Origin of the sequence: Alteromonas sp. OM2203, assembly GCF_048517045.1 — a bacterium.
Taxonomy (GTDB): domain Bacteria; phylum Pseudomonadota; class Gammaproteobacteria; order Enterobacterales; family Alteromonadaceae; genus Alteromonas; species Alteromonas gracilis.
In genome coordinates this window covers 3911919-3934516 of sequence record NZ_CP183209.1, presented here as the reverse complement: position 1 = coordinate 3934516, position 22598 = coordinate 3911919, and the positions used below count along the sequence as shown (strand labels likewise).

Annotated in this window: 9 protein-coding genes; 7 read left to right on the top strand and 2 right to left on the bottom strand. The window is 43.3% G+C overall.

Annotation, left to right across the window (positions count from 1 at the left end):
- Positions 1 to 5: 5 nt before the first annotated feature.
- Positions 6 to 614, bottom strand: coding sequence for a sulfotransferase family 2 domain-containing protein (locus ACM0P2_RS17255; protein ID WP_419226892.1), 609 nt, complete (start codon positions 612 to 614; stop codon positions 6 to 8).
- A 421-nt stretch (positions 615 to 1035) separates the two neighbouring features.
- On the opposite strand from ACM0P2_RS17255, the gene fcl reads away from it, so the two are divergent.
- Complete coding sequence (gene fcl / locus ACM0P2_RS17250; RefSeq protein WP_419226891.1) at positions 1036 to 1995, top strand: GDP-L-fucose synthase; 960 nt, start codon at positions 1036 to 1038, stop codon at positions 1993 to 1995.
- A gap of 71 nt (positions 1996 to 2066) precedes the next feature.
- On the opposite strand, the gene ACM0P2_RS17245 is transcribed toward fcl, so the two are convergent.
- Positions 2067 to 2897 carry a hypothetical protein gene (locus tag ACM0P2_RS17245; protein WP_419226890.1) on the bottom strand — a complete coding sequence of 277 codons (831 nt, stop codon included), beginning with the start codon at positions 2895 to 2897 and terminating at the stop codon, positions 2067 to 2069.
- Positions 2898 to 3381: 484 nt separating this feature from the next.
- Here ACM0P2_RS17245 and ACM0P2_RS17240 point away from each other — a divergent pair, with 484 nt between their 5' ends.
- From ACM0P2_RS17240 to ACM0P2_RS17215, 6 genes are all read left to right on the top strand, one after another.
- Entirely contained in the window at positions 3382 to 14511 is an 11130-nt protein-coding gene (locus tag ACM0P2_RS17240) for an Ig-like domain-containing protein (protein WP_419226889.1), read from the top strand.
- Positions 14512 to 14553: 42 nt separating this feature from the next.
- Positions 14554 to 15240 carry a hypothetical protein gene (locus ACM0P2_RS17235; RefSeq protein WP_419226888.1) on the top strand — a complete coding sequence of 229 codons (687 nt, stop codon included), beginning with the start codon at positions 14554 to 14556 and terminating at the stop codon, positions 15238 to 15240.
- Positions 15240 to 16736 carry a tail fiber domain-containing protein gene (locus tag ACM0P2_RS17230; RefSeq protein WP_419226887.1) on the top strand — a complete coding sequence of 499 codons (1497 nt, stop codon included), beginning with the start codon at positions 15240 to 15242 and terminating at the stop codon, positions 16734 to 16736. The genes ACM0P2_RS17235 and ACM0P2_RS17230 overlap by 1 nt, the downstream gene beginning before the upstream one ends.
- Positions 16737 to 16976: 240 nt before the next feature.
- The gene (locus ACM0P2_RS17225) at positions 16977 to 18368 is read left to right on the top strand and encodes a cytochrome-c peroxidase (protein ID WP_419226886.1); all 1392 of its coding nucleotides are present in this window, start codon (positions 16977 to 16979) and stop codon (positions 18366 to 18368) included.
- Positions 18369 to 18398: 30 nt separating this feature from the next.
- Positions 18399 to 22061, top strand: coding sequence for an FG-GAP-like repeat-containing protein (locus tag ACM0P2_RS17220; protein ID WP_419226885.1), 3663 nt, complete (start codon positions 18399 to 18401; stop codon positions 22059 to 22061).
- Between the two features lie 80 nt (positions 22062 to 22141).
- The gene (locus ACM0P2_RS17215; RefSeq protein ID WP_419226884.1) at positions 22142 to 22594 is read left to right on the top strand and encodes a GDP-mannose mannosyl hydrolase; all 453 of its coding nucleotides are present in this window, start codon (positions 22142 to 22144) and stop codon (positions 22592 to 22594) included.
- The last annotated feature ends 4 nt before the right edge of the window (positions 22595 to 22598 follow it).

The following is a 22598-nucleotide window of genomic DNA, read 5'->3' as shown; positions in this document are numbered from 1 at the left end:
GAACACTAGAAAGTGTATTGAAAGCGTTCAATTTCGTCTTGAAAAATATCGGCTACTAAATCTATAGTTTTCTTATTTTGATAGTAGCGTTGGTAGCTTTGTCGGTTTGACTTGTTTATATGGGGGAGTTGTAGATTATCAATTTGTAGCTTTTCGCATAACGTTTTAAAGTCCTCAGATATATGTTCAAAGCGAATGTAAAAATCAATATTATCGAAATAATTTGTAGCATTAGCCGATGTTTTTAGAAAGTGTGCATGAGGCTTTACGGTTGACTGAATAAAAGCTTCAAACTCATTTTCAGACCACTCAACAGAACCACGATGAGGCGAGAAAAAAAATGAAACGCACCTATCCCAGGGATTTCGTACACATGCTATTTTTAGCAATTCTTCAAAAGTAGGTTTATCCATCTGCGAACGATAATCCTCAAGTGATGAGTGTTTGTGAATATCTATTGATTGAGAACGAATTTCGAATCTATCGATACCATCATGCATGTCGTTTGTGAACACCATTTTATCGTCACTGAAAGGTAACAATACTTTTTGTATTGCATTGCCGCCTGTCTTTGGTATGTGAATAAATAGAAATTTATGCTTCGTCGATAGCACTGATGACTTCCTCTAAAAGATTTACATATTCAGTATAAGTTAACGCGATAGCTCACTTTTTGCATCAAAATTTAAATTCAAAACTCTTCAATCGTCATTTCATCAAACCTCAAGCAACATCAGAATAAAGTTGATAATATTAAAGAGTTATTTAAATATATTTCGATGTATTATGACATTAAGCTTTTTGTGAGCAATAGCAATTTCGTCTTTGCTCGATTCCGCTGCGCAAAGCTTGCATAATAGGCGTATGTTTCCCAGTATGTATATCATTGGCCAGTTTTGTTGAGCGCCGATTCTAATTTGATTAGTAAAAGCCTTGAAGCAAAACGGAGAGGCAACAACCTTGAACAATACATGTGCGCAACGAGTTGCTTCACTGCGTTGTTGGTACATGTAGTTTTATAAAAGTGAATAGGATATGAAAACAGTATTTGTAGCGGGCCACCGAGGAATGGTAGGCGCGGCAATTGTTAAACAATTAGAAAAGCGTGAAAATGTCACTGTTATCACGCGTACCCGTGCCGAGCTCGATTTAACAAGTCAGCAAGCGGTAAGTACCTTTTTTGCTGATAACAACATTGATGAAGTTTATTTAGCCGCTGCGAAGGTTGGCGGTATTCATGCTAATAATACGTACCCAGCAGAATTTATTTATGAAAACCTAATGATAGAAGCGAACATTATTCATGCTGCACATATGAATAATGTGCAAAAGCTTCTGTTTTTAGGCTCAAGTTGTATTTATCCCAAGCTAGCTGAGCAACCAATGACTGAAAGTGCTTTGCTAACAGGCACATTGGAAGAAACTAACGAACCCTATGCCATCGCAAAAATTGCAGGCATTAAGCTTTGTGAGAGCTACAATCGTCAATATGGTCGCGATTATCGCTCGGTAATGCCTACAAATTTGTATGGCCCTAACGATAACTTCCACCCAGAAAATTCGCATGTTATACCAGCATTGTTACGCCGTTTTTACGAAGCAGCACAGCGCGGCGATAGCGAAGTAGTAGCATGGGGCAGCGGCACACCAATGCGCGAGTTTTTACATGTAGACGATATGGCAGCAGCGAGTGTGCACGTAATGGAGCTTGATAATGAAACATATCAAGCCAACACCCAGCCAATGCTTAGTCACATCAATGTTGGCACAGGTGAAGACTGTAGTATTCGCGAGTTAGTAGAAACAGTAGCGAAGGTAACTGGCTTTAAAGGCGAAATTACATGGGATACGTCTAAACCAGATGGCGCCCCGCGTAAGCTTATGGATGTGTCGCGTTTGCATGCCCTAGGCTGGCAGCATACCTATAATCTTGAACAAGGCCTTCAGCACGCGTTCGATTGGTTTTTAGCAAACCAAGATAACTTTAGAGGCTAACGCATAACAAGCGCAAAACACCGAGCAAGCTCGGTGTTTTTATTTGAAAGCAGGAGTAATTTTCGCCATCTCTATTTGAACGAAAAGTTACTGAGTAACTTTTCTATCATTTTATTTGTATTTGCCTTTGTTGCAATCGGAACCCGTGTTTGAACTAATAAAAAACGGTCGTTCTGATAACTCAATATCTGTTTCATATAGTAGGTATCACCTTCAATATTTACGTGAGCCGTTGTTGCTAGTGCTGGAATATTATTCAGCGCAGTTTGTTCGTTCGTTAATATCTTGATATCTTCAGGCGAAGTGTCTTTTTTGATCAAGTGGGCCGCAAGTTGCTGCGTTGTTGTGCCTTCGCTCACCCCATGGCTTATTACTAACGTACTTTTGCCCGAGCTGTCAGATAATGGCTGCATAACAAGTGAATTGCGAAAACGCGTTGTAATTTTGTAGTCAGGTGTGTCGGTGAGTTCAAAGGGTAGCCCAGTAAATAGGCGTAGTTGTTTATCAGTTTTTACACTTAAACTAGTTATTGAGTGATAAATCGCCTGCTTGTGCGCAGTAGTTGCGCTTTCCGGATAGCTAGCTTCCACAACGACAGAAGACAGTTCATCACCACATATCAGCATTTCTTTATCAAACACGGTGCCCGCAATAGCCTGCTTTACCGAAATTAGATTACAAACTGCATTCTGCAGCTGTACTGCTTTGTTTTTAATCAACTGCATTTTCTGTTGAGCTAAGCTTTCTTGGCTAAATCCAAGTAAGTACTCTTGATAGGGCACCTCTACTTCGTACACTTTAATTCTAGAAAAGCTTTCTGCTTGCACAAACCCATAGTGTTCAGGGGTAAGCGTAAAGCCGCTTGCAGGCGTTAATCTAACGTGAAGTCCGTCACTAAGCATAAACCTTTGTGCTTGGGCTAATTCAGCTACAGAGGTGTTGCCACTCGTTTCCCGTTTCTGTGTTGCTATGCACGAAGGTAAGCAGATGCTTATAGTTAATAAAAATAGCCATTTCGACAGCATGTTTTCGATATACCTTTCAGAAGTGAGAAAGTTCTGGCTTTCTTCATCATAGAATGAATACCTAAATTAGGCGTTAGTGAGCTTACGGATGGCGTTAACTGCCAGCCGACTACTATGAATGTTTGACGTTTTTTCTCAATTAGCCAAATGTCTACTTGTATAACGGGGGTGCTAGACTAGACTCAAATTCTAAACGAGTAAGTTAACACATTTTTAATGTAGTTGAATGCTGGTCATTCACAAGTTCGCGCAATAAAAAATGTATTTGCCTTCTACTACGCTATAGCAGCTACGCAGATAGCAAAAGACGCCAAACGTAGGTACCTCGGAAGAGGCTAATTCAAGATAACGGAAAACACAAATGCGCATTGCCTCTTCGACGCAAGGTTACGGTTTAAGGTTTCATCACTCTCTCGTTTGGTTAATCGCGTCTCTTTGTGTTTTGTTTGGAATGCATTCTGCCTATGCAGGTACTCCTACGTTTTCTACTTCATTTTCTCCTTCTACTATAGCTCCTGGTGGTGTTGCTAAATTAACCTATGTAATTGATAACACAGCCAACGATACCCCCGTTTCTAATGTTGCATTTTCAAATACGCTGCCCTCAAGCATTACGTTAAATTCACCGCTCAATGTGGAAGACAATTGTACAGGGCTGACAACCGCAACAGCGGGTGGAAATAGTGTGAGTTATGCACTAGAGCGTCTTCCAATAGGCAGTACATGCGAAATTTCTGTCGATGTTACCAGCACTACACCCGGTACACATGTTAATACAACTGGCGACTTAACTAGTTCTGGTGGCAGTTCAGGTTCGGCATCAGCTAGCCTTACTGTCGATAGCGCAAGGCCAAATTTATCTATCGCCGTTTCACCAAGTTCGATGTCGCCTGGAGCTGTAAGCAGGCTTACATACATATTTGATAACACATCGAATGGTTCTGAAATGGCGGCGCTACACCTTGATGCTGTACTGCCAAGTGGTGTTGTAATTTCAAGCCAACCAAATACTACTACAAGCTGTACTATCATTGAAAGCAATGGGTATTCAGGCGTTGTTGTTACTCCCGGAACTCGCAATATTAAGCTTGGATACTTCACCGTAGCCGCAGGAGCAAGTTGTACGGCTAGTGTAGATATAACATCGTCTATCATTTCTGACTATACACTGAACTCAGGTGTTTTATTTAATGCGACGGTACAAAGCTTTGGTTCTTTCACGTTTGTCCAAAGCCCCGTTAGTTTGGGAGTGCAGGATACGGCACAGTTAAGTGTAGAGAGTTCGCTGTTGAGTATTAGTACACCTAATTCTGTAGTACCAGGTGTACCTACTACGCTCACATTTACGTTACTTAACAATAATCGCGATCAAGACATTACTAATCTGAGTTTTACAGACGATTTAAACGCTGCATTAACTGGGCTAAGTGCTACCAACTTGCCAGCAAGTGATTTTTGCGGTGCGGGTTCTTCAATTTCAGGCACATCCTTATTAAGCATTTCGAATGTTAGTTTGGCGTCGGGTGAGAGTTGTAGTTTTGCTGTTAATGTTTTAATTCCATCAAATGCCTCAGCGGGAAGTTATACAAATACTTCGAGCATCATTGCATATGATCTTGATGGCTCACCCACAACCAGTATAGCTGCAAGCAATGCGATTAATATTTACAGTGCACCGTTGTTAAATATGCAAGTGGTTGATGATCCCGTTGGGCTTGGCGACGATGTAACTCTACGATATACGGTAACGAACACCGATTCGGCTAATGCTTTAAGTGATGCAACGTTTCAACATACGCTGAATACATTGGTGGCAGGAGTTACGATTAATACGCTACCCGCCGCCAATAGCTGTGGGACGGGTTCTACTTTTACCGGTAATACAGACGGTAGTGGGAACCTCAATTTTGTTATGAATGATGGTGTACTAGCCGCTGGGGGAAGTTGTTCAATTGATGTAGCTTTAACAATGCCTGTAAGTGGTGCTCTTGGTGACTTTGTGCTGACGACAGGCAACATAACGGGAGTAGTAGACGGGGAAACGCTAGTGGGGGCAGCCGCAAGCGATACGCTAAGCGTGATTGGCGCGCCAGCATTAACGCTATCTCTATCATCTGGTAACGCGTTGCCAGGTGATACTGTTACGGCAACTTTTACACTTAATTACAGCGCTAATGCCAGTGCTGATGCTACTGAGTTAGGCTTCAGCGTTGATTTAGATGCTGCATTAACTGGGCTTATTGCTACTAATGCAACACAAAATGATGTGTGTGGCACAGGTTCAAGCATTTCAGGAAGTTCTGTACTCACCTTTGCGGGAGGCGAGCTATCCGCTGGAGATACGTGTAGTTTTTCTGTTGTGTTGCAAATTCCTAATTCTGCGTCAGGAGGCACCGTTTCTATTACTACTAGCGCGGTTGCTGGTACTGTATCGGGTGTAGCTGTCTCAAATGCGGCGGTTAGCAACAATATATTAATTTCAGGCATCACAGCAACGAAAGTATTCGTTACAAACCCAGTACTCCCGGGTAGTGAAACAGTACTCCGTTACACCCTCTCAAATTCTGCTAATGCGGCGGCGGCAACAGCGATATCGTTCTCCGATAGCTTAACTTCGGTTATTAGCAGCATGTCGGCAACTAGTTTACCTAGCAGCCCATGCGGTATTAGTTCCAATATATCAGGTACAACAAACCTTTTCTTCTCGGGTGGAGAACTACTGCCGGGCGCAAGTTGTTCCTTTGATGTGCCAATAAGCGTGCCTTCTGGGGCCACTACAGGAGTATATAACAGCACCAGTTCAGCAATTAGTGCCACAGTGGATAGCGTTAATGTAAGCGCGGGCGAAATGAATAGCGTGTTAAGTGTTGAGGAGCTAACAGTCAATATTACTACCTCTGCAAGTAATCCAACATCTACAAATCCTATCCCCGTTGCAATAAATTTTAGTAGAGATGTGGTTAATTTCGATGCTTCAGATTTAGTTATTGCCAACGGTAGTGTTACTAATTTTGTAGGAAGCGACAATGCCTTCTCAGCCGAAATTACGCCCACTGCAGATGGTGAAGTTACCGTTGATTTACCAATAAATTCGGTTGATGATGCCATAGATAATACGGTTAAAAACCCTGCAGCAACGCAGCTCACTGTTATCTATGAATCAACGCCAACCATTGCCGACCCTAGTATTTCAATATCATCACCAAGTGACACTGGTGCAGCGTCAGGGCCCATAACCTATACCGTCACTTATACAGACGTTACGCAGGTAAACTTAACAGATGCAGCGGTTACACTTAATAAAACAGGTGATGCAAATGCAACGGCTGTAGTAACAAACGGTGATAGCACAACTGCTACGATAACGCTTTCGAATATTACCGGCGACGGAACGTTAGGGGTTAGTATTGGAAGTAATACAGCACGAAACTCAACTAAACTAGCGGGTGGGGCTGGTCCATCCACAACATTTGTTGTAGATAACACACAGCCAACAGTGGCTATAACCTCTTCGCTTACTGGATCTGTTTTTAATCAAAGTAGTTTCACGGCTACCTTTACATTCAGTGAGTCAGTGACCGACTTTGATGCGGCCGATATAACAGCGGTAAATGCCGCGGTTAGCGGTTTTTCAGCTATCAGCAGCACGGTGTATAGCGCCACAATTACGCCTGAAAACGAAGGTGCGGTCACTATTGACGTATTGGCCGGTGTAGCACTAGATGCAATTGGTAACGGCAACTTAGGGGCTAGTCAGTTTCAAGCAAATTATGATGTCACAACGCCAACGGTATCTATTACTTCCGATATTATAGGTGCATCAACGAACAGTGCCTTTGTTGCTACATTTACATTTAGCGAGGATGTTACGGGGTTTGCAGTAGGCGATATTGGCGTTGCTAATGCAACGTTATCAAACTTTGCGGCGACTAACGCATCGGTTTACACCGCTACCGTTACGCCATTAAGTGACGGTGCTGTAACATTAGATATCGCCTCTGACATAGCCCAGGACACTGCCACCAATAACAATGCCGCCGCCACACAGTTTACTACCACTTATGATGCAACGTCGCCGACAGTGGCGATAAGTTCAACCATATCAGGTGGCGTTACCAATAGTGCCTTCGTTGCTACCTTTACCTTTAGTGAAGACGTAACTGGCTTTGTGACAAGCGATATTACTGCTAACAATGCTACTATTGGAACACTGTCTGCAATCAGCGGTTCGGTTTACACCGCTACCATTACGCCGGTAAGTGACGGTGCGGTTAGCATAAATATACCGGCGAATGTGGCACAAGATGCTGCTGGCAACGTTAATACAGCTGCGCCATCCTTTGCTACGTCATTTGATGCTACAGCGCCGAGCGTTGCTATCACCTCAAATGCTACAGGCTCAGTTATCAATAATGCATTTACGGCCACCTTTACATTCAGTGAGAGTGTAACGGGCTTTACGGCAAGTGATGTTATTGCAATGAATGCCACGGTAGGTGCAATGTCGTCAAGTAGCGGTGCGATATATACCGCAGTGGTAACGCCCACAAGCGATGGCACAGTTACATTGGATGTTGCAGCAAATGCTGCACAAGATGCCGCAGGCAATAATAATGGTGCAGCACCTACCTTTACCACTACATTCGACGCTACGCCTCCATCAGTTGTGATAACGTCGAATGTCGCAGGCTCAACAACGAACAGTGCATTTACTGCCACCTTTACCTTTAGTGAAAGCGTAACTGGGTTTGCGCTGGCCGATATAACAGCGAGCAATGCATCTGTAAGTAACGTTACGGCAGTCAGCAGTTCGGTTTACACCGCTACTATTACGCCAGCTAATGATGGCGTTGTCACATTAGATATTGCAGCTGGCGTTGCGCAAGATAGCGCAGGTAATAATAATACGTCTGCAGCGCAGTTTACTACCACTTATGATGCAACGTCGCCGACAGTGGCGATAAGCTCGACCATATCAGGTGGCGTTACCAATAGTGCCTTCGTTGCTACCTTTACCTTTAGTGAAGACGTAACTGGCTTTGTGACAAGCGATATTACTGCTAACAATGCTACTGTTGGAACACTGTCTACAATCAGCGGTTCGGTTTACACCGCTACCATTACGCCGGTAAGTGACGGTGCGGTTAGCATAAATATACCGGCGAATGTGGCACAAGATGCTGCTGGCAACGTTAATACAGCTGCGCCATCCTTTGCTACGTCATTTGATGCTACAGCGCCGAGCGTTGCTATCACCTCAAATGCTACAGGCTCAGTTATCAATAATGCATTTACGGCCACCTTTACATTCAGTGAGAGTGTAACGGGCTTTACGGCAAGTGATGTTATTGCAATGAATGCCACGGTAGGTGCAATGTCGTCAAGTAGCGGTGCGATATATACCGCAGTGGTAACGCCCACAAGCGATGGCACAGTTACATTGGATGTTGCAGCAAATGCTGCACAAGATGCCGCAGGCAATAATAATGGTGCAGCACCTACCTTTACCACTACATTCGACGCTACGCCTCCATCAGTTGTGATAACGTCGAATGTCGCAGGCTCAACAACGAACAGTGCATTTACTGCCACCTTTACCTTTAGTGAAAGCGTAACTGGGTTTGCGCTGGCCGATATAACAGCGAGCAATGCATCTGTAAGTAACGTTACGGCAGTCAGCAGTTCGGTTTATACTGCTACTATTACGCCAGCTAATGATGGGGCGGTGACAATAGATGTTCCGGCCAATGCAGCCCAAGATAGCGCGGGTAACAGCAGCACAGTAGCTAGTCAATTTTCAACAATTTATGATGCTAGCGCACCAAGCATTGTCATTACGTCTGATATCACTGGTGCCATTACCAACAGTGCATTTACGGCTACCTTTACTTTTAGTGAGGATGTCACTGGTTTTGCTCTGAACGATATAACTGTGGCCAACGCCACTGCCAGTGCATTATCATCAAGCAATAACGCAGTATATACCGCTACAATAACCCCTGTGAGCGACGGTGCGGTTACTGTTGATGTTGCAGCAAACGTTGCTGAAGACACAGCTGGAAATGCAAATACTTCAGCCACCCAATTTACTACCACATACGATGTAAGCTCGCCTTCGCTAACTATAACGTCGGATATTACCGACTCGCTGACAAATAGTGCGTTTATCGCTACGTTTACTTTCAGCGAGGAGGTTACTGGTTTTACACTTGGCGATATTAACGCGACCAATGCTACAGTGAGTTCTTTAACGCCCACAAGTATGTCGGTATATACGGCTACAATAACGCCATTAAGTGATGGGTCTGTTACTGTTTCTGTGGCTGCTAATATAGCCCAAGATGTGGCCGGAAACGGCAACGATGCCGCTACAACTTTTTCTGTTATTTACGATACAACTTCTCCCCAACTGTTAAATAGCTCTCCATCAAATGAAGAGGTAGATGTTGCTATTGCTCGGTTGGCTGTAACCTTAAACTTCAGTGAAACCATCCTGGTAAATAGTGGCTCAATTGATTTAGTTAAACTTTCAGACAGTACGGTGGTTGAAACGCTGTCACTCTTGGGTGATTCTGTTACACGCGAGCCCACAACGATTACCGCACAGTTTGCAGCAAACCTAGAACAAAATGAGATTTATACAGTTGTTATTAGCGCTGGTAATATATCAGATGCTGCGGGTAATAGTTGGCAAGGATTAGCTAGTAGCGATCTCTCATTTACCGCTGTAAATGAACCACCCGGAAGCAACGATGATGTAGCGGTAGTTGATGAAGATGATGCAGTAGTTATCGCCGTACTTGCTAATGACGAAGACTTGTCAGATGGCGTGAACCCCTCGAGCGTCAAGGTAGAAATGCAGCCGTTGCATGCAACAGCAAATGTAAACACAGACACCGGGGAAATTACTTACACGCCAGAAATCAATTTCAATGGCATGGATAGCTTTACTTACACAGTAGAAGACAACCAAGGTAGTGTCTCTGCGCCTGCGACGGTAACGATTACTGTTAATCCAATTAACGACATACCCATAGCAGTCGACGACAATGCATCAACAGGTGAAGATCAATCGTTAGTGATTTCAATTCTTGACAATGATGACGATGTAGATGCGTTAAGTAATTTACAGCCCAATACGCTAGACCCCGAATCTATAACTATCGAAACCGATGTTAACTCCGGTGCGCTAGAAATTGTTGGCGCAGCGGCGGCAAGCGCAGACAGCACATTGCAAGTTGGCCAGGTTATCTACACTCCTAACACAAACTTTTTTGGAACCGATGTATTTACGTACACAGTACGCGATACCGAAGGTGCTACTAGCACTGTTGCTACCGTCACAATAAGTGTGGGGGCGATTAACGATAACCCTGTTGCAAGTGATGACTCGGCAAACACAACAGAAGATGAAGCCGTTGCAATAAGTGTTACGGCTAACGATTCAGATACCGAAAATGAACTCGATATACAAAGTGTTACTATAGAAGCACAAGGAACACTGGGTGTCGCCTCCGTTGATAACAACACAGGGGTAATAACCTACACGCCTAACGCAAATAGATTTGGGACAGACAGTTTTCAATATAGTGTGCAAGATCAGCAAGGTCTAGGCTCAAATATCGCAACGGTTATCGTAACTATCACATCGGTAAATGATGCTCCGGTTACTCTAGATGATACCTATACGTTAGCTACAAGAGTGCCTACAGCGTTAGCAGTACTTGATAACGATAGCGACCCAGATAGTGAGTTTGAGCCTGACAATGAGATAAATGCCGCCAGTGTGAGCGTGGTATCAGCTCCGTCGCTGGGTACAGTAAGTGTTAATGGGGTAAGCGGAGTTATCACATACACACCAAACGAAGACGTAACCGTAGCATCCGACTCATTTACCTATAATGTTACGGATCAATTGGGATCGATTTCTAATACAGCAACGGTGCAGATTGGGCTACAGCTGCAGTCTATTCGTTTGGTCGCAAAAGATGATACCGCTGAAGCTGCAGAAGACACCCCAATAATAATCAATATTTTGGCGAATGATGGTGACGAAACGCGCACACTAGATATAGCCAGCGTTAATATTACTCAGTTGCCTACCAACGGTTCGGTGCAAAAAAATAACGACGGTTCGGTAACCTACAATCCGAGCTCCAACTTCTTTGGCAACGATGGCTTTAGTTATACCGTTAGTGACATTGATGGAGATGTATCAAACGTTGCTCGAGTTAATATAAACGTTTCGGGGGTTAACGACGCGCCAATCATATCGGGTTCGCCTGCGTTATCTGTTATTGCCGGGCAGGAATATAGGTTTGTGCCGTCAGTTACCGACATTGACAGCAGCTCATTTATTTTTAGTGTAGATAACGCACCCTCTTGGGCAGCGTTTGATACTAGTACCGGTACACTATCTGGTAGCACAAGCGAATCAGATGCGGGCAATTACACAGATATTGTAATAAGTGTTAACGACGACGCTGGAGCGACTGCAAACTTATCGCCTTTCTCTATTGAGGTCGTGAGTACTGCTTCACTGACGCCAACAGTTAGAAATATAAGCCAAAATACAGCGGAAGATGAGTCTGTTACTTTTTCAGTGGCTGGCACCGACCCTAATAATTTACCGCTTACCTATCAACTGGTTCAGCAGCCCCAATCGGGTACTTTATCGGGTGCTTTGCCATTACTCACCTATACACCAGATGAAAACTTTTTCGGTTCAGACACTTTTACCTACACCGCGAGTAATAACGACTACACCTCTCAACCTGCTACCGTTTCTATAACCGTGACAGCTGTTAATGACGCACCTGAAGCTACTGACGATGTGGCAACAGTTGTTCAAGGGCAAGAGATTGTTATTGATGTGCTCGCTAACGATAGCGACATTGAAAGCAGCGCATTAACCATAACTAGTGCCCAAGCAGCTCAAGGGATGGCGACTATTGTAGATAATAAAGTTGCTTACTTAGCTGAGGCCAACACGACAGGCACGGTTATTGTCGATTACACCGTTAGCGATGAGGGTGGCCTGTCATCATCGGCGAAAGTAGTTGTTACTGTCACTGCCGAAGAGGGGAGAGTACCAAGCGTTAATTTAGAAGTTCCGGAAGACATAACATTGAACGCTACAGGGTTAATTACCCGCGTAGACCTGGGGCAAGCTATTGCAACCGACGCCCTTGGAAACCCAGTAGCCACAAGGCTCAAGACACCACCATTTTTCAAACCAGGTAAACACACCGTTGTTTGGGAAGCAGACGCACAGGGTGATGTGCAACAAGGCTCACAGCTAGTAAGTGTTAACCCTATAGTATCTATTGATAAAGCTCAGCGCGTTAAAGAGGGAAGCAGGGCTACTATTAAGGTTTTTCTAAATGGCGTAGCTCCTACATACCCAGTTAACATACCCTACAGCGTATCGGGCACGAGCAATAGCGATGATCACAACTTAGTAGACGGTACGCTAGTTATCGAAAGCGGTACACAAGCAAGCATAGCCTTCGACATTGCTAACGATGGAACAATTGAGGGCGAAGAGACAGTGATTGTGTCTATTGCAGGTGCCACTAATGTGCGTAATTCAGAGCATATACTCACAATCGTGGAGGGCGGGTTACGCCCAGTACTAAGATTAACTGCCACGCAGAATAACACCGCTGTCACTACCATATACCCTCAAGCTAGTACTGTAGACGTAACGCTATCTTTTGAGAACAAAGCATTGAGCGATATTGTATTTGTGGATTGGAGCGAAAGCTCCAGCGAACTGAATGCGCTTAACATATCATCGTCGGATACAATTTTCAGATTTTCTCCAGAAAGTCTTGATGCTGGTGTATACCACGTAAAGGCTAAAGCTACAGATATCGATGGATTAGAGGGCTTTACTGACATTACTTTACTTCTTGCCTCTTCATTGCCAACGCTAACTGACGAAGACAGTGATGGTGATGGCATTCCAGATAATCAAGAAGGCTTGGGGGACAAAGATGGTGACGGCATTCCTGATTATCTAGACGCTACAGACGAATGTAATGTGCAGCCAATAAGCAATAATAATGTTTCGAATTTACTCGTTGAAGGAGAGGTTGGCGCATGCTTTAAACTCGGCGCAACGGCAATCGTAAACTCAGGTGCAATTAACATTGATAAAACCATAATTACACCTGATACCGAAACAACCCTTGTGGGCCCAGTATTTGACTTTGTTGTTGCTGGTCTTAGGGACGTTGGTCAAAGTTACCGCATAGTGTTGCCTCAACAGAATATTATTCCTGCGGGGGCAATATATCGCAAATACTCTGCTTCAGAGGCACGTTGGAAAGACTTCGAAATTAATGGAACTACAGACGCTGTGCATTCTGCCAAAGGTGAGCAGGGCGTTTGCCCACCGCCGGAAAGTGAAGCTTATGTTGCAGGTCTTACGGAAGGGCATTGGTGCCTTCAACTTACCATAAGTGATGGTGGACCTAATGATGAAGATGGCATAGCCAATGGCACAATTGTTGACCCATCAGCTTTGGCTGTGGCTGCTAGCAATAATCGACGCCCGGTAGCAAACAATGACGACATAGCATTATCTTCTGATAGTGATAATCGACTAGAAGTATTGTTGAACGATACAGATCCAGACAACGATGAATTAACGCTTTTATCTGCGAACGCTTTCTTGGGTGCGATAGAGATAGTAAGTAACGAGCTGGTATATGTGAAGCCAGATGCCTTCTCAGGTGTAGATACAGTTTTATATGCCATATCAGACGGTAAAGGCGGTTCAGCATTTGCAACAGCAACACTGAATGTTGACGTTAATAATGCGCCACAAGCGCAGGATGATACGGCACAAACAAATAACCGAACAGCGGTAAATATTGACGTATTAGCGAACGATACAGATGCAGATGGCGATGCATTAAGCCTTGTCTCGGTCGCGGTTGATGCCGGGCAAGTAGCCATTATTGATAATACCATTAGCTACACGCCCAACGTTGGCTTCGTTGGCAGCGCAACTATCTCATATCGCATAAAAGATACGAAAGAGGCGATAGGTGAGGCAAATGTTATAGTGAGCGTAAGCGAACGATTGAACCAAGCTCCTATAGCGCAAAGTGATAGCGCAGAAACAACAATTGGAACGCCCATTATCGTTGATGTAATTGCAAACGACACCGATATTGACGGGGATGTACTAACAGTCGTCAGCGTTTCGGCAACTCAAGGTGAAGCAACAATAGAAAATAACAAAGTGCAGTTTACCCCCCCGAACGAATTTGTTGGTTCGGTATTGGTGACATATTCAGTGTCTGATGGAACAAATGAAGCAGAAGGAAGACTGTTTATCAGAGTGATTAAACCGTTTAAATCTGAAGGCGGAGCTTTCTCTGTATTGCTCACGTTGCTACTGGTGCTTGTATTAGTATGTCGTTTATTCCTAAACAAAAACATGAAAATGAGCAGTCAGTCGCGCACGAATAGTGAATAAATTAAAAGTTTAACAATGTTAAAAGGCATTGGGAGAAATAGTATGTTATTAACCTTCAAAAACGCTAGGTCCTTATCTTTTCAGGTTTCTTTGGTTGTATCGCTCTGCGCCTCTGTTTCGGCTTATGCTAACCAAGATGAGTTTGTTTTAGAGCCCTACGAATTAAAGCAGCGTTTGGCTCAGCAAAAGCGTCAGGTAGAGTTGAACGCTATGCAAAAAGGGGAGCTGCTTGCAATGCCATCAAGTCAACATTTGGATGTTTCTACAGTAGATAATTACGATGAATATGTGTTTACTGTTACTAATCAGCAGGGCTTTAGAAAACAGGTTAAAAACACCTATGGCAGTGTAGATATATACGATATGGACCTGCCCTATGACGGCCAATACGACTATGAAATATTAGCGATAAAAAACACTGGTGAAGAAATAGTTGATGTTATGAATAACGGCAGAGGTGCCAATGCATCAACAACAATAACAATATCAAAAACCATTACCGGAAACTTTACGACGATTAATGGAAACATTGTTATTCCAGAGACACTGGCAGAGTCTGAGCCAAGCGTGCTAACCCATAAAATAGACACGTTGCCACAAAAAAATAAAATTAGTAATCAAAAGCTCATAGTTACTCCAGTTACTTCAACTAAAAGAAAGACTATCACACGCCCCAACGAACCAATGATGTTCTCGGCCAAAGAGATATTTTCGGGAGAGGAAAAATAATGAAACTTAAAAACAGTGTTCTATCCAAAGTTTTGTGTGTTCCACTTTTTCTTCCAATAACGAATGTTATAGCCGATCAACAGTTTCAAGACGATGTGATCGTTATTGGCAGTTTGTGTGTGGGCGTTGACTGCGTTAACGGCGAAAATTTTAATTTTGATACTATTCGTTTAAAAGAGAATAACTTACGAATAAGATTTACTGACACAAGTTCAAGTTCGTCTTTTCCTACGACCGATTGGGAAATTACAGTAAATGACTCAGCTAATGGGGGGGCAAACTTTTTTCGAATTGCAAATATAGACGATAATAAAAATCCTCTTACTATTTTAAATACTGCGCCAGATAACGCCATCTACGTTACAAACAATGGTGTTGGCTTCAATACTGCTTCCCCCCTTGTTAATTTGCATGTAAAAGCCGGCAACTCGCCTACGTTGAGACTAGAGCAAGATCAATCAAGTGGTTTTTCTGCACAATCTTGGGATGTGGGTGGAAATGAAACTAATTTTTTTGTACGTGATGTGACAAACAGTTCAGCACTTCCTTTGAGAATCTCAGCTGGCGCAAGCAATGCGAGTATTTTTATTGCGAATGACGGTGATATTGGTTTTGAGACAACAACACCGGATGGCTTGTTCGATATTGCACATCCAATTGATGCTAATAATCATGCTGTTTTAGTAGATTCGACAGGTAACTTTGGTATCAACATCGACAATGGCTTTACACCTACAGGTCTTTTCGATGTGCAAACTACTGGTGGCGTATCAAGGTTTACTGTGAACAGTGATGGGAGTGTAGGTGTTGGTACAAGTTCGCCTTCAGGTAGATTTGATGTTAGAGATAGTAGCGACGTTACTAGCTTTTTTAATATCGGTGCCAACGGCGTAACCACATTTCAAAGTGGTTTTTTTGACAATGATAGCTCGGCTTGTCCTGGTGGTGCCCCTTGTGAATTATTTTCTTCTTTGATGACAATCGAAGAGACCAGTCCTGATTCAAGGGGGCGTATGGTACTCAACTTGAAAAACAACGGAGCATCTTGGCTTGGCTTTGAAAACACTAACTCAAATGAGCAATGGATTGTTTCAAATTCGCCAAAGAGTTTAAATTTTGTTTTTGCCGATTTTAATTCAGGTGACTTGACAGTTCCCTTTCAGCTGTTTAACAACGGTGATGTAAAAATGGCTGGAACCTTATATTCGAACTCTAGCGTTCATCTTAAAGAGAATGTGGCTTCGGTAAGCGTTCAACAAGTTCTAGAGCTCATTGAAAAGTTGAATGTTTATACGTGGAACTATACTGATAATGCAGAGGACCACAAACATATTGGACCTATGGCTCAAGATTTTTATCAGTCTTTCGGTTTAGGAAAGGATAACGAACATATAAGTAGTCTAGATGTGAGCGGCGTATCTTTGGCTGCAATTCAAGCGCTTTACGCTCGAATAAAGGAGCTTGAAGAAAAAGTAAAGGCAATGGAGGAAAGATAGTTTTTTCATTATTGTGATTCAGTCGCCTGTTGTAAAAAGCAGGCAAAATCTGTCGTGCGTAGATAATAAAATTTGGGGAAGTAAGTACAGCTTATCTCTGCAAATGCTAATATTTGATTTTACATGATGAGTTTTGCCCCCCATTGACACCAAACTTTGCTGCTCGTGAGTGTGATGATTATACTTAATTAAGAATGAATAAAATAAGTGACTCAACCGACTAATATGAAACGACTCCGTATGAATATCATCGCTTCTGGCTGGGTCGCTTTAGGCTTTCTTTTCTTCTTTTATCAAGTTTCGAAAGTGTCTGCTGTCGAGTCTGTAGTTGCCAAAAAGTTTGCTACAGATGAAGCCTCTCTAGACCTTGAATTATCGCGCCTGATTCACGCCCACCAAATCAATGCAATCTATACAGATAAATCGCAAAGTGCAGATAAGGTTAAACTAGGTCAATTACTTTTTTTCGACAAAGTATTAAGTGGCAGTAAAGATATGGCATGCGCCACATGCCATCATCCAAACACGCATTCTGGAGATGATTTAAGCCTGTCGATCGGTGTCGGTGGTCATGGAATAGGTTATACGCGAGTGCTCGGTGAAACGCGGCTTTTGATACCGCGCAATGCGCCAGAAATATTTAACCGAGGCTCACCAGAGTGGCGAAGTATGTTTTGGGACGGGCGTGTAGAAATCGATTCTCATGGCGAAATAAATTCACCAGCAGATGAGAACTTGCCATCAGAGCTGCTCGACAATGTAGTGGCGATGCAAGCCATGTTCCCTGTAACGTCTCGCCAAGAGATGCGAGGGCGAAAGGGTGATCTTGATATTACGGGTAAACCTAACACTCTAGCGGCAATGGGCGATACGGATTTTGAAGAAATTTGGGCTCGCGTAATGGCACGAATTACTGCTATTCCAGCATATGTCGACTTGTTTGCAAAAGCCTATCCAGAAACATCTATCGATGACTTACATTTTGCCCATGCGGCAAATGCATTGGCTGCTTTTCAAACACTATCATTTGCGTTTGAAGATAGTCCCTGGGATCGTTATTTGAGAAGGGAAACGAACGTCTTACCTACTAAGGCGAAAGAGGGAGCTATACTCTTTTATGGTCAAGCAGGTTGCTCTTCGTGTCATAGCGGTACATTAATGACCGACCAAAAATATTATAATATTTTGGTGCCACAAATTGGGCCAGGCCATCGTGACAGCGCGGGTTTTGATATTGGACGGGCTAGAGTTACCGATAAAAAGGAGGATGCATTTGCGTTTCGCACTCCGCCCTTGCGTAATGTCGCTATTACCGGCCCTTGGATGCACAATGGCGCTTACACATCGTTAAAAGCCGTTATCGAACACCACCAAAACCCTCTTGAGATGCTTCAGTCTTACGATGTTTCTCAACTTGATAGAAGCTTAGGAAAAACCTTTCGTTTGAATACATCTACCATTCTCTTGATGTCGCAAACTTTTTCTCCAGAAATTAATGTGGTTCCAGATTTAGATAATAAGGAGATGGAGCAATTAATCGCATTTTTGGAGGCGTTGACTTCACCTTCGTCCAAGGATTTGTCACACCTTGTACCCGAAAGCGTCCCCAGCGGGTTACCCGTCGATCACTAAGTTATAATAACTCTTCTTTTGGAGATATTGATGTCTTTCACCTTTTTTAAAGGTAAATACCTTGCTGTTTATGCAGTGAACATAATGTTTTGTTTACTATCAGTGAATAGCCAAGCTGCTCAAAATGCCTCAATAGCAGCACCAAACACTATCCAAGCGAAGCCGCTACACATTACTGAGCAGAGAAAGACAACTCTTTTTACTCGACTAGAAGAAGCTGATACAGGCATTCGATTTTTCAACAAACTCTCAATAGAAAATCAGCGTAACTTCACCTTCAATGGCGCAGGTTTGGCGTCGGGCGATTTTGATGGAGATGCTTTAACCGATTTGTATCTTGTTACTGAGGAAGGTCAAAGTAAGCTTTATAGAAATATAGGTGGATTCAAGTTTGAAGATGTCACCGAAAAAGCGGGTCTAAAGCAAAACAAACAAGGCTTTGCTATCGGTGCCTACTTTGCAGATATAGACAATGACCGAGACCTCGACTTATTTCTTACTAACTGGCATGTTCCTAATCAACTTTACCGTAATAATGGTGATGGTACCTTTACCGATATCACTGATATATCGGGCGTGGGCTATAACGGTGGCTCAACTACCGCTACGTTTGCAGACTATGATCGAGATGGTGACTTAGATTTTTTTGTCGCTACCTATCGGCCTGCTGATTTAGCTGCTGAAATAGGCACGCCAAAACTTGAAATGAAAGACGGAACGATTAGTGTCCCAGAGAATTTGAAAAGCGCTATAGAGTTATTCGAAACCAAGAAGGGGCTGAGTGTTCGGCAACTTGGCGAGGCGGATTTACTTTACCGCAATAACGGCGATAGTACATTTACCGAAGTAGCCAAAAATGCGGGTATTTCTGGGGGGTATTGGGGGCTTTCAGCATCGTTCAGTGATATTGATAACGACGGTTGGCCTGATTTGTATGTTACCAATGACTTTTGGTCGCCAGATACGTTTTACCACAATAACGGTGATGGCACTTTCGCGTTAATAGATGCTAGCAAAATACAGCAAACTCCGATGTTTGCTATGGGCATGGATTTCGGAGACATAAACAATGATGGCCTAATGGATTTCTTTGTAGGCGATATGTTGAGTAAAGATGCGACTTTACGATTAACTCAGCATGGCTTGATGGATACTACGTTGCCTCCTGATGAAGCGGCAGCGCAAGTTATGCACAACGGTTTATTTTTAAATAATGGTGATGGTTCGTTTAGTGAAATAGCGTGGATGGCTGGCGTGGCTGCAAGTGAATGGACATGGTCCACAAAGTTTGCCGATATCGATCTCGATGGCTTCGTAGATCTGTTAATCAACAATGGAATGGTGGGCGACTTGATGGACAGCGACGTACTCGCCAATATCAATCTTCCTCAATTTAAAAATGCCCCAGCCTACTATAACAGCTACCCTAAGCTAGCAACGCCAAACGTTGCCTTTCGTAATAACGGCGACCTCACCTTTAGTGATGTTTCAGCAGAGTGGGGCGTTGATGATGCCAATATTGCCCATGGCGCCACACTGGCAGATTTTGACAATGATGGCGATTTAGACAAGATAGATAGCGTTATGAACGAGGCGCTTGGTGTATACCGGAACGATGCTAAAAATAATCGTATTGTTATTGAACTTGTGGGTTACCGGTCAAATACTTTTGGTATTGGGGCTAGAGTTACAGTAACCGCGAAGAACGGGGCTAAACAAATAAAACAGATGAGCAGTTCGGGCGGGTATCTGTCGAGCCATGCGCCAATTCTTGTATATGGCTTAGGTAATGCAACTGAGATAGAGCTGATTGAAGTAGAATGGCCCTCTGGGCACTATCAACAATTCAGTTCAATTGATAATAATGCATTGCTGGCGAATCAGCGTTATAAAATTGCAGAGCAAAATAAGGAGATTTCTCTGCCGCCAGCTCTTAGGTTAAAGGCTGATGGTGTGCAATTTGAAGAAGTCGGTTTGAAAGTAGGTTTAACAAGCGCCCATGTCGAAGCAAATTTTGATGATAGACAATACAAAGGCTATGACGATTTTGCAGAGCAGCCTTTGTTGCCACGTCGGCTTTCGGCAATTGGGCCCGGTGTGTCATGGACAGACATGGATAGCGATGGCGATGACGACCTTTATGTTGCTGGAGCACATGGACAGCCGGGCATGGTTTATCAAAATGCAGGAAATAACACATTTGAGTTGATTGAAAATCGCCTTACTCCCTCTACCCTCGAAGAATTAGCAACGGTATGGCATGCTAATGGTTCTTTCGCTTCTAGTTTTAGTCGATATGAAGCGCCTTATGCACCCATAGCAGCAATACTGGGCGGTGCGCAAACTCAGCAACTTAACGGCGTAGCCACAGGAGGCGCGCTAGCATTAAATGATATAGACGGCGACGGTGATTTGGACCTTTTTGTGGGTGGCCGAGCAATTCCCAATAAATGGCCGTTACCTGCGTCGAGTTATATCTATCGTAATGATGGTGATACCTACATAGATATTACCGCTGAAGTTGCCCCTGGGCTATTAGAACTTGGACTCGCTACTGGTGCCATGTGGCTCGATATTGATAATGACCAAGATAGCGATTTAATGATTGCTACCGAATATGGCCCTATTCGTTTGTTCGTTAACAACCAAGGTTTTTTTAAAGATAACACCGCTGCATATGGGCTTGACAGCTGGCATGGTCTATGGACGGGCATTACTGCTGGAGATTTTAACGAAGACGGGCATATGGACTTTGCTGCTGCGAACTGGGGCATGAATACTCGATACAGTGCATCAGATAAATATCCCCTCATGCTCTATGCTGGGAACATTGATAGCGAACACAATGGAGTCAACGACATAGATATTGTAGAGGCTGAGTACGTCGATGGTATTTTAAGACCAATGCGTGAACGCGGAATGGCAGGAGCTGAAATGCCATTTGTTTATGAAAAATTTTCTACTTTTCGAGATTATGCCGAGTCATCATTGACAGAAATTTACGGTGAGCGCCTAGAGCATGACGATGTCACTACGCTCTATGCTAATACGTTACATCATGGAGTTTTTATAAATGATGGTAAAGGCCGTTTTGATATGCAACCTTTACCTGGCCTAGCGCAGGCAACAACGGGGTACGGCATTACTTCTGCCGATTTTAACAACGATGGCCATGAAGATTTGTATCTGGTAGGTAACTTTAGTCATATGGACCACGAGTTCAGGCAATTTGCTGGTGGTACTAGTTACTTACTTCAAGGAAAAGGTGATGGTACTTTTAATGTAGTTCCAACTAAAGACAGCGGATTGTTTGCTCCTCATGATGGTCGAGGGGTTGCAGTTAGCGATTACAATAAAGATGGGTGGGTAGATATCGCTGTGGGTGTGAATAACCAAAGGCCTATGTTGTTTGAAAACAAGGGTAGCAATGGCAACTGCTCGGTGACGTTAAACCTAGAAGGAAAACATCCAAACTCACTCGCTATAGGCGCGCGGATAGAAGTGACTAGAGACGATAGCACGAAAACAACGCGTGAAATTCAGGCTGGAAGTGGTTATTTTTCGCAAAATAGTGCTGTGCAGTTGTTTGGATTAGGGAAAGATGAGCGTGCGTCAATTAGAGTTGTTTGGCCGAATGGCAAGATTAATGTTAAATCGTCTGTTCAATGTGGCAGTGTGACTTTGAATCAGTGAAATCTGTCGGCATAATCAAACGTTGTAGGTAGATAATTAATTGCACTGGGCACGCCCGGTGCTTTTTTTATGGAGCGAAAATGGCATTTTTAGAGAAACAAATATTTACTACCGTTATCGACAGTACACCTTTAGTATCTATCGACCTGTTGATAGAAGATAAACATGGCCAGATTTTACTTGGTTACAGAAATAACCGCCCTGCTCAAGGCTATTGGTTTGTGCCTGGTGGACGGATTTTAAAAGGTGAAAGCATGGATAATGCTTTCAAGCGTTTAACCTTAGCTGAGCTCGGAACAGAATTTTCTCGTGGCCAAGCTGAGTTCTTGGGGCCGTATGAGCATTTTTACGAAGACTTTGTGTTTGGCGAGGGAATATCTACACACTACGTTGTACTGGGTTACAAGATAATTTGTGACATCGATATAAACACACTTCCTAATGCTCAGCATGGAAAATATAAATGGTTTACCAAGCAAGAAATGTTAAGCAGCGACACCGTTCACAAGCACAGTAAATGGTACATTGAATAACATA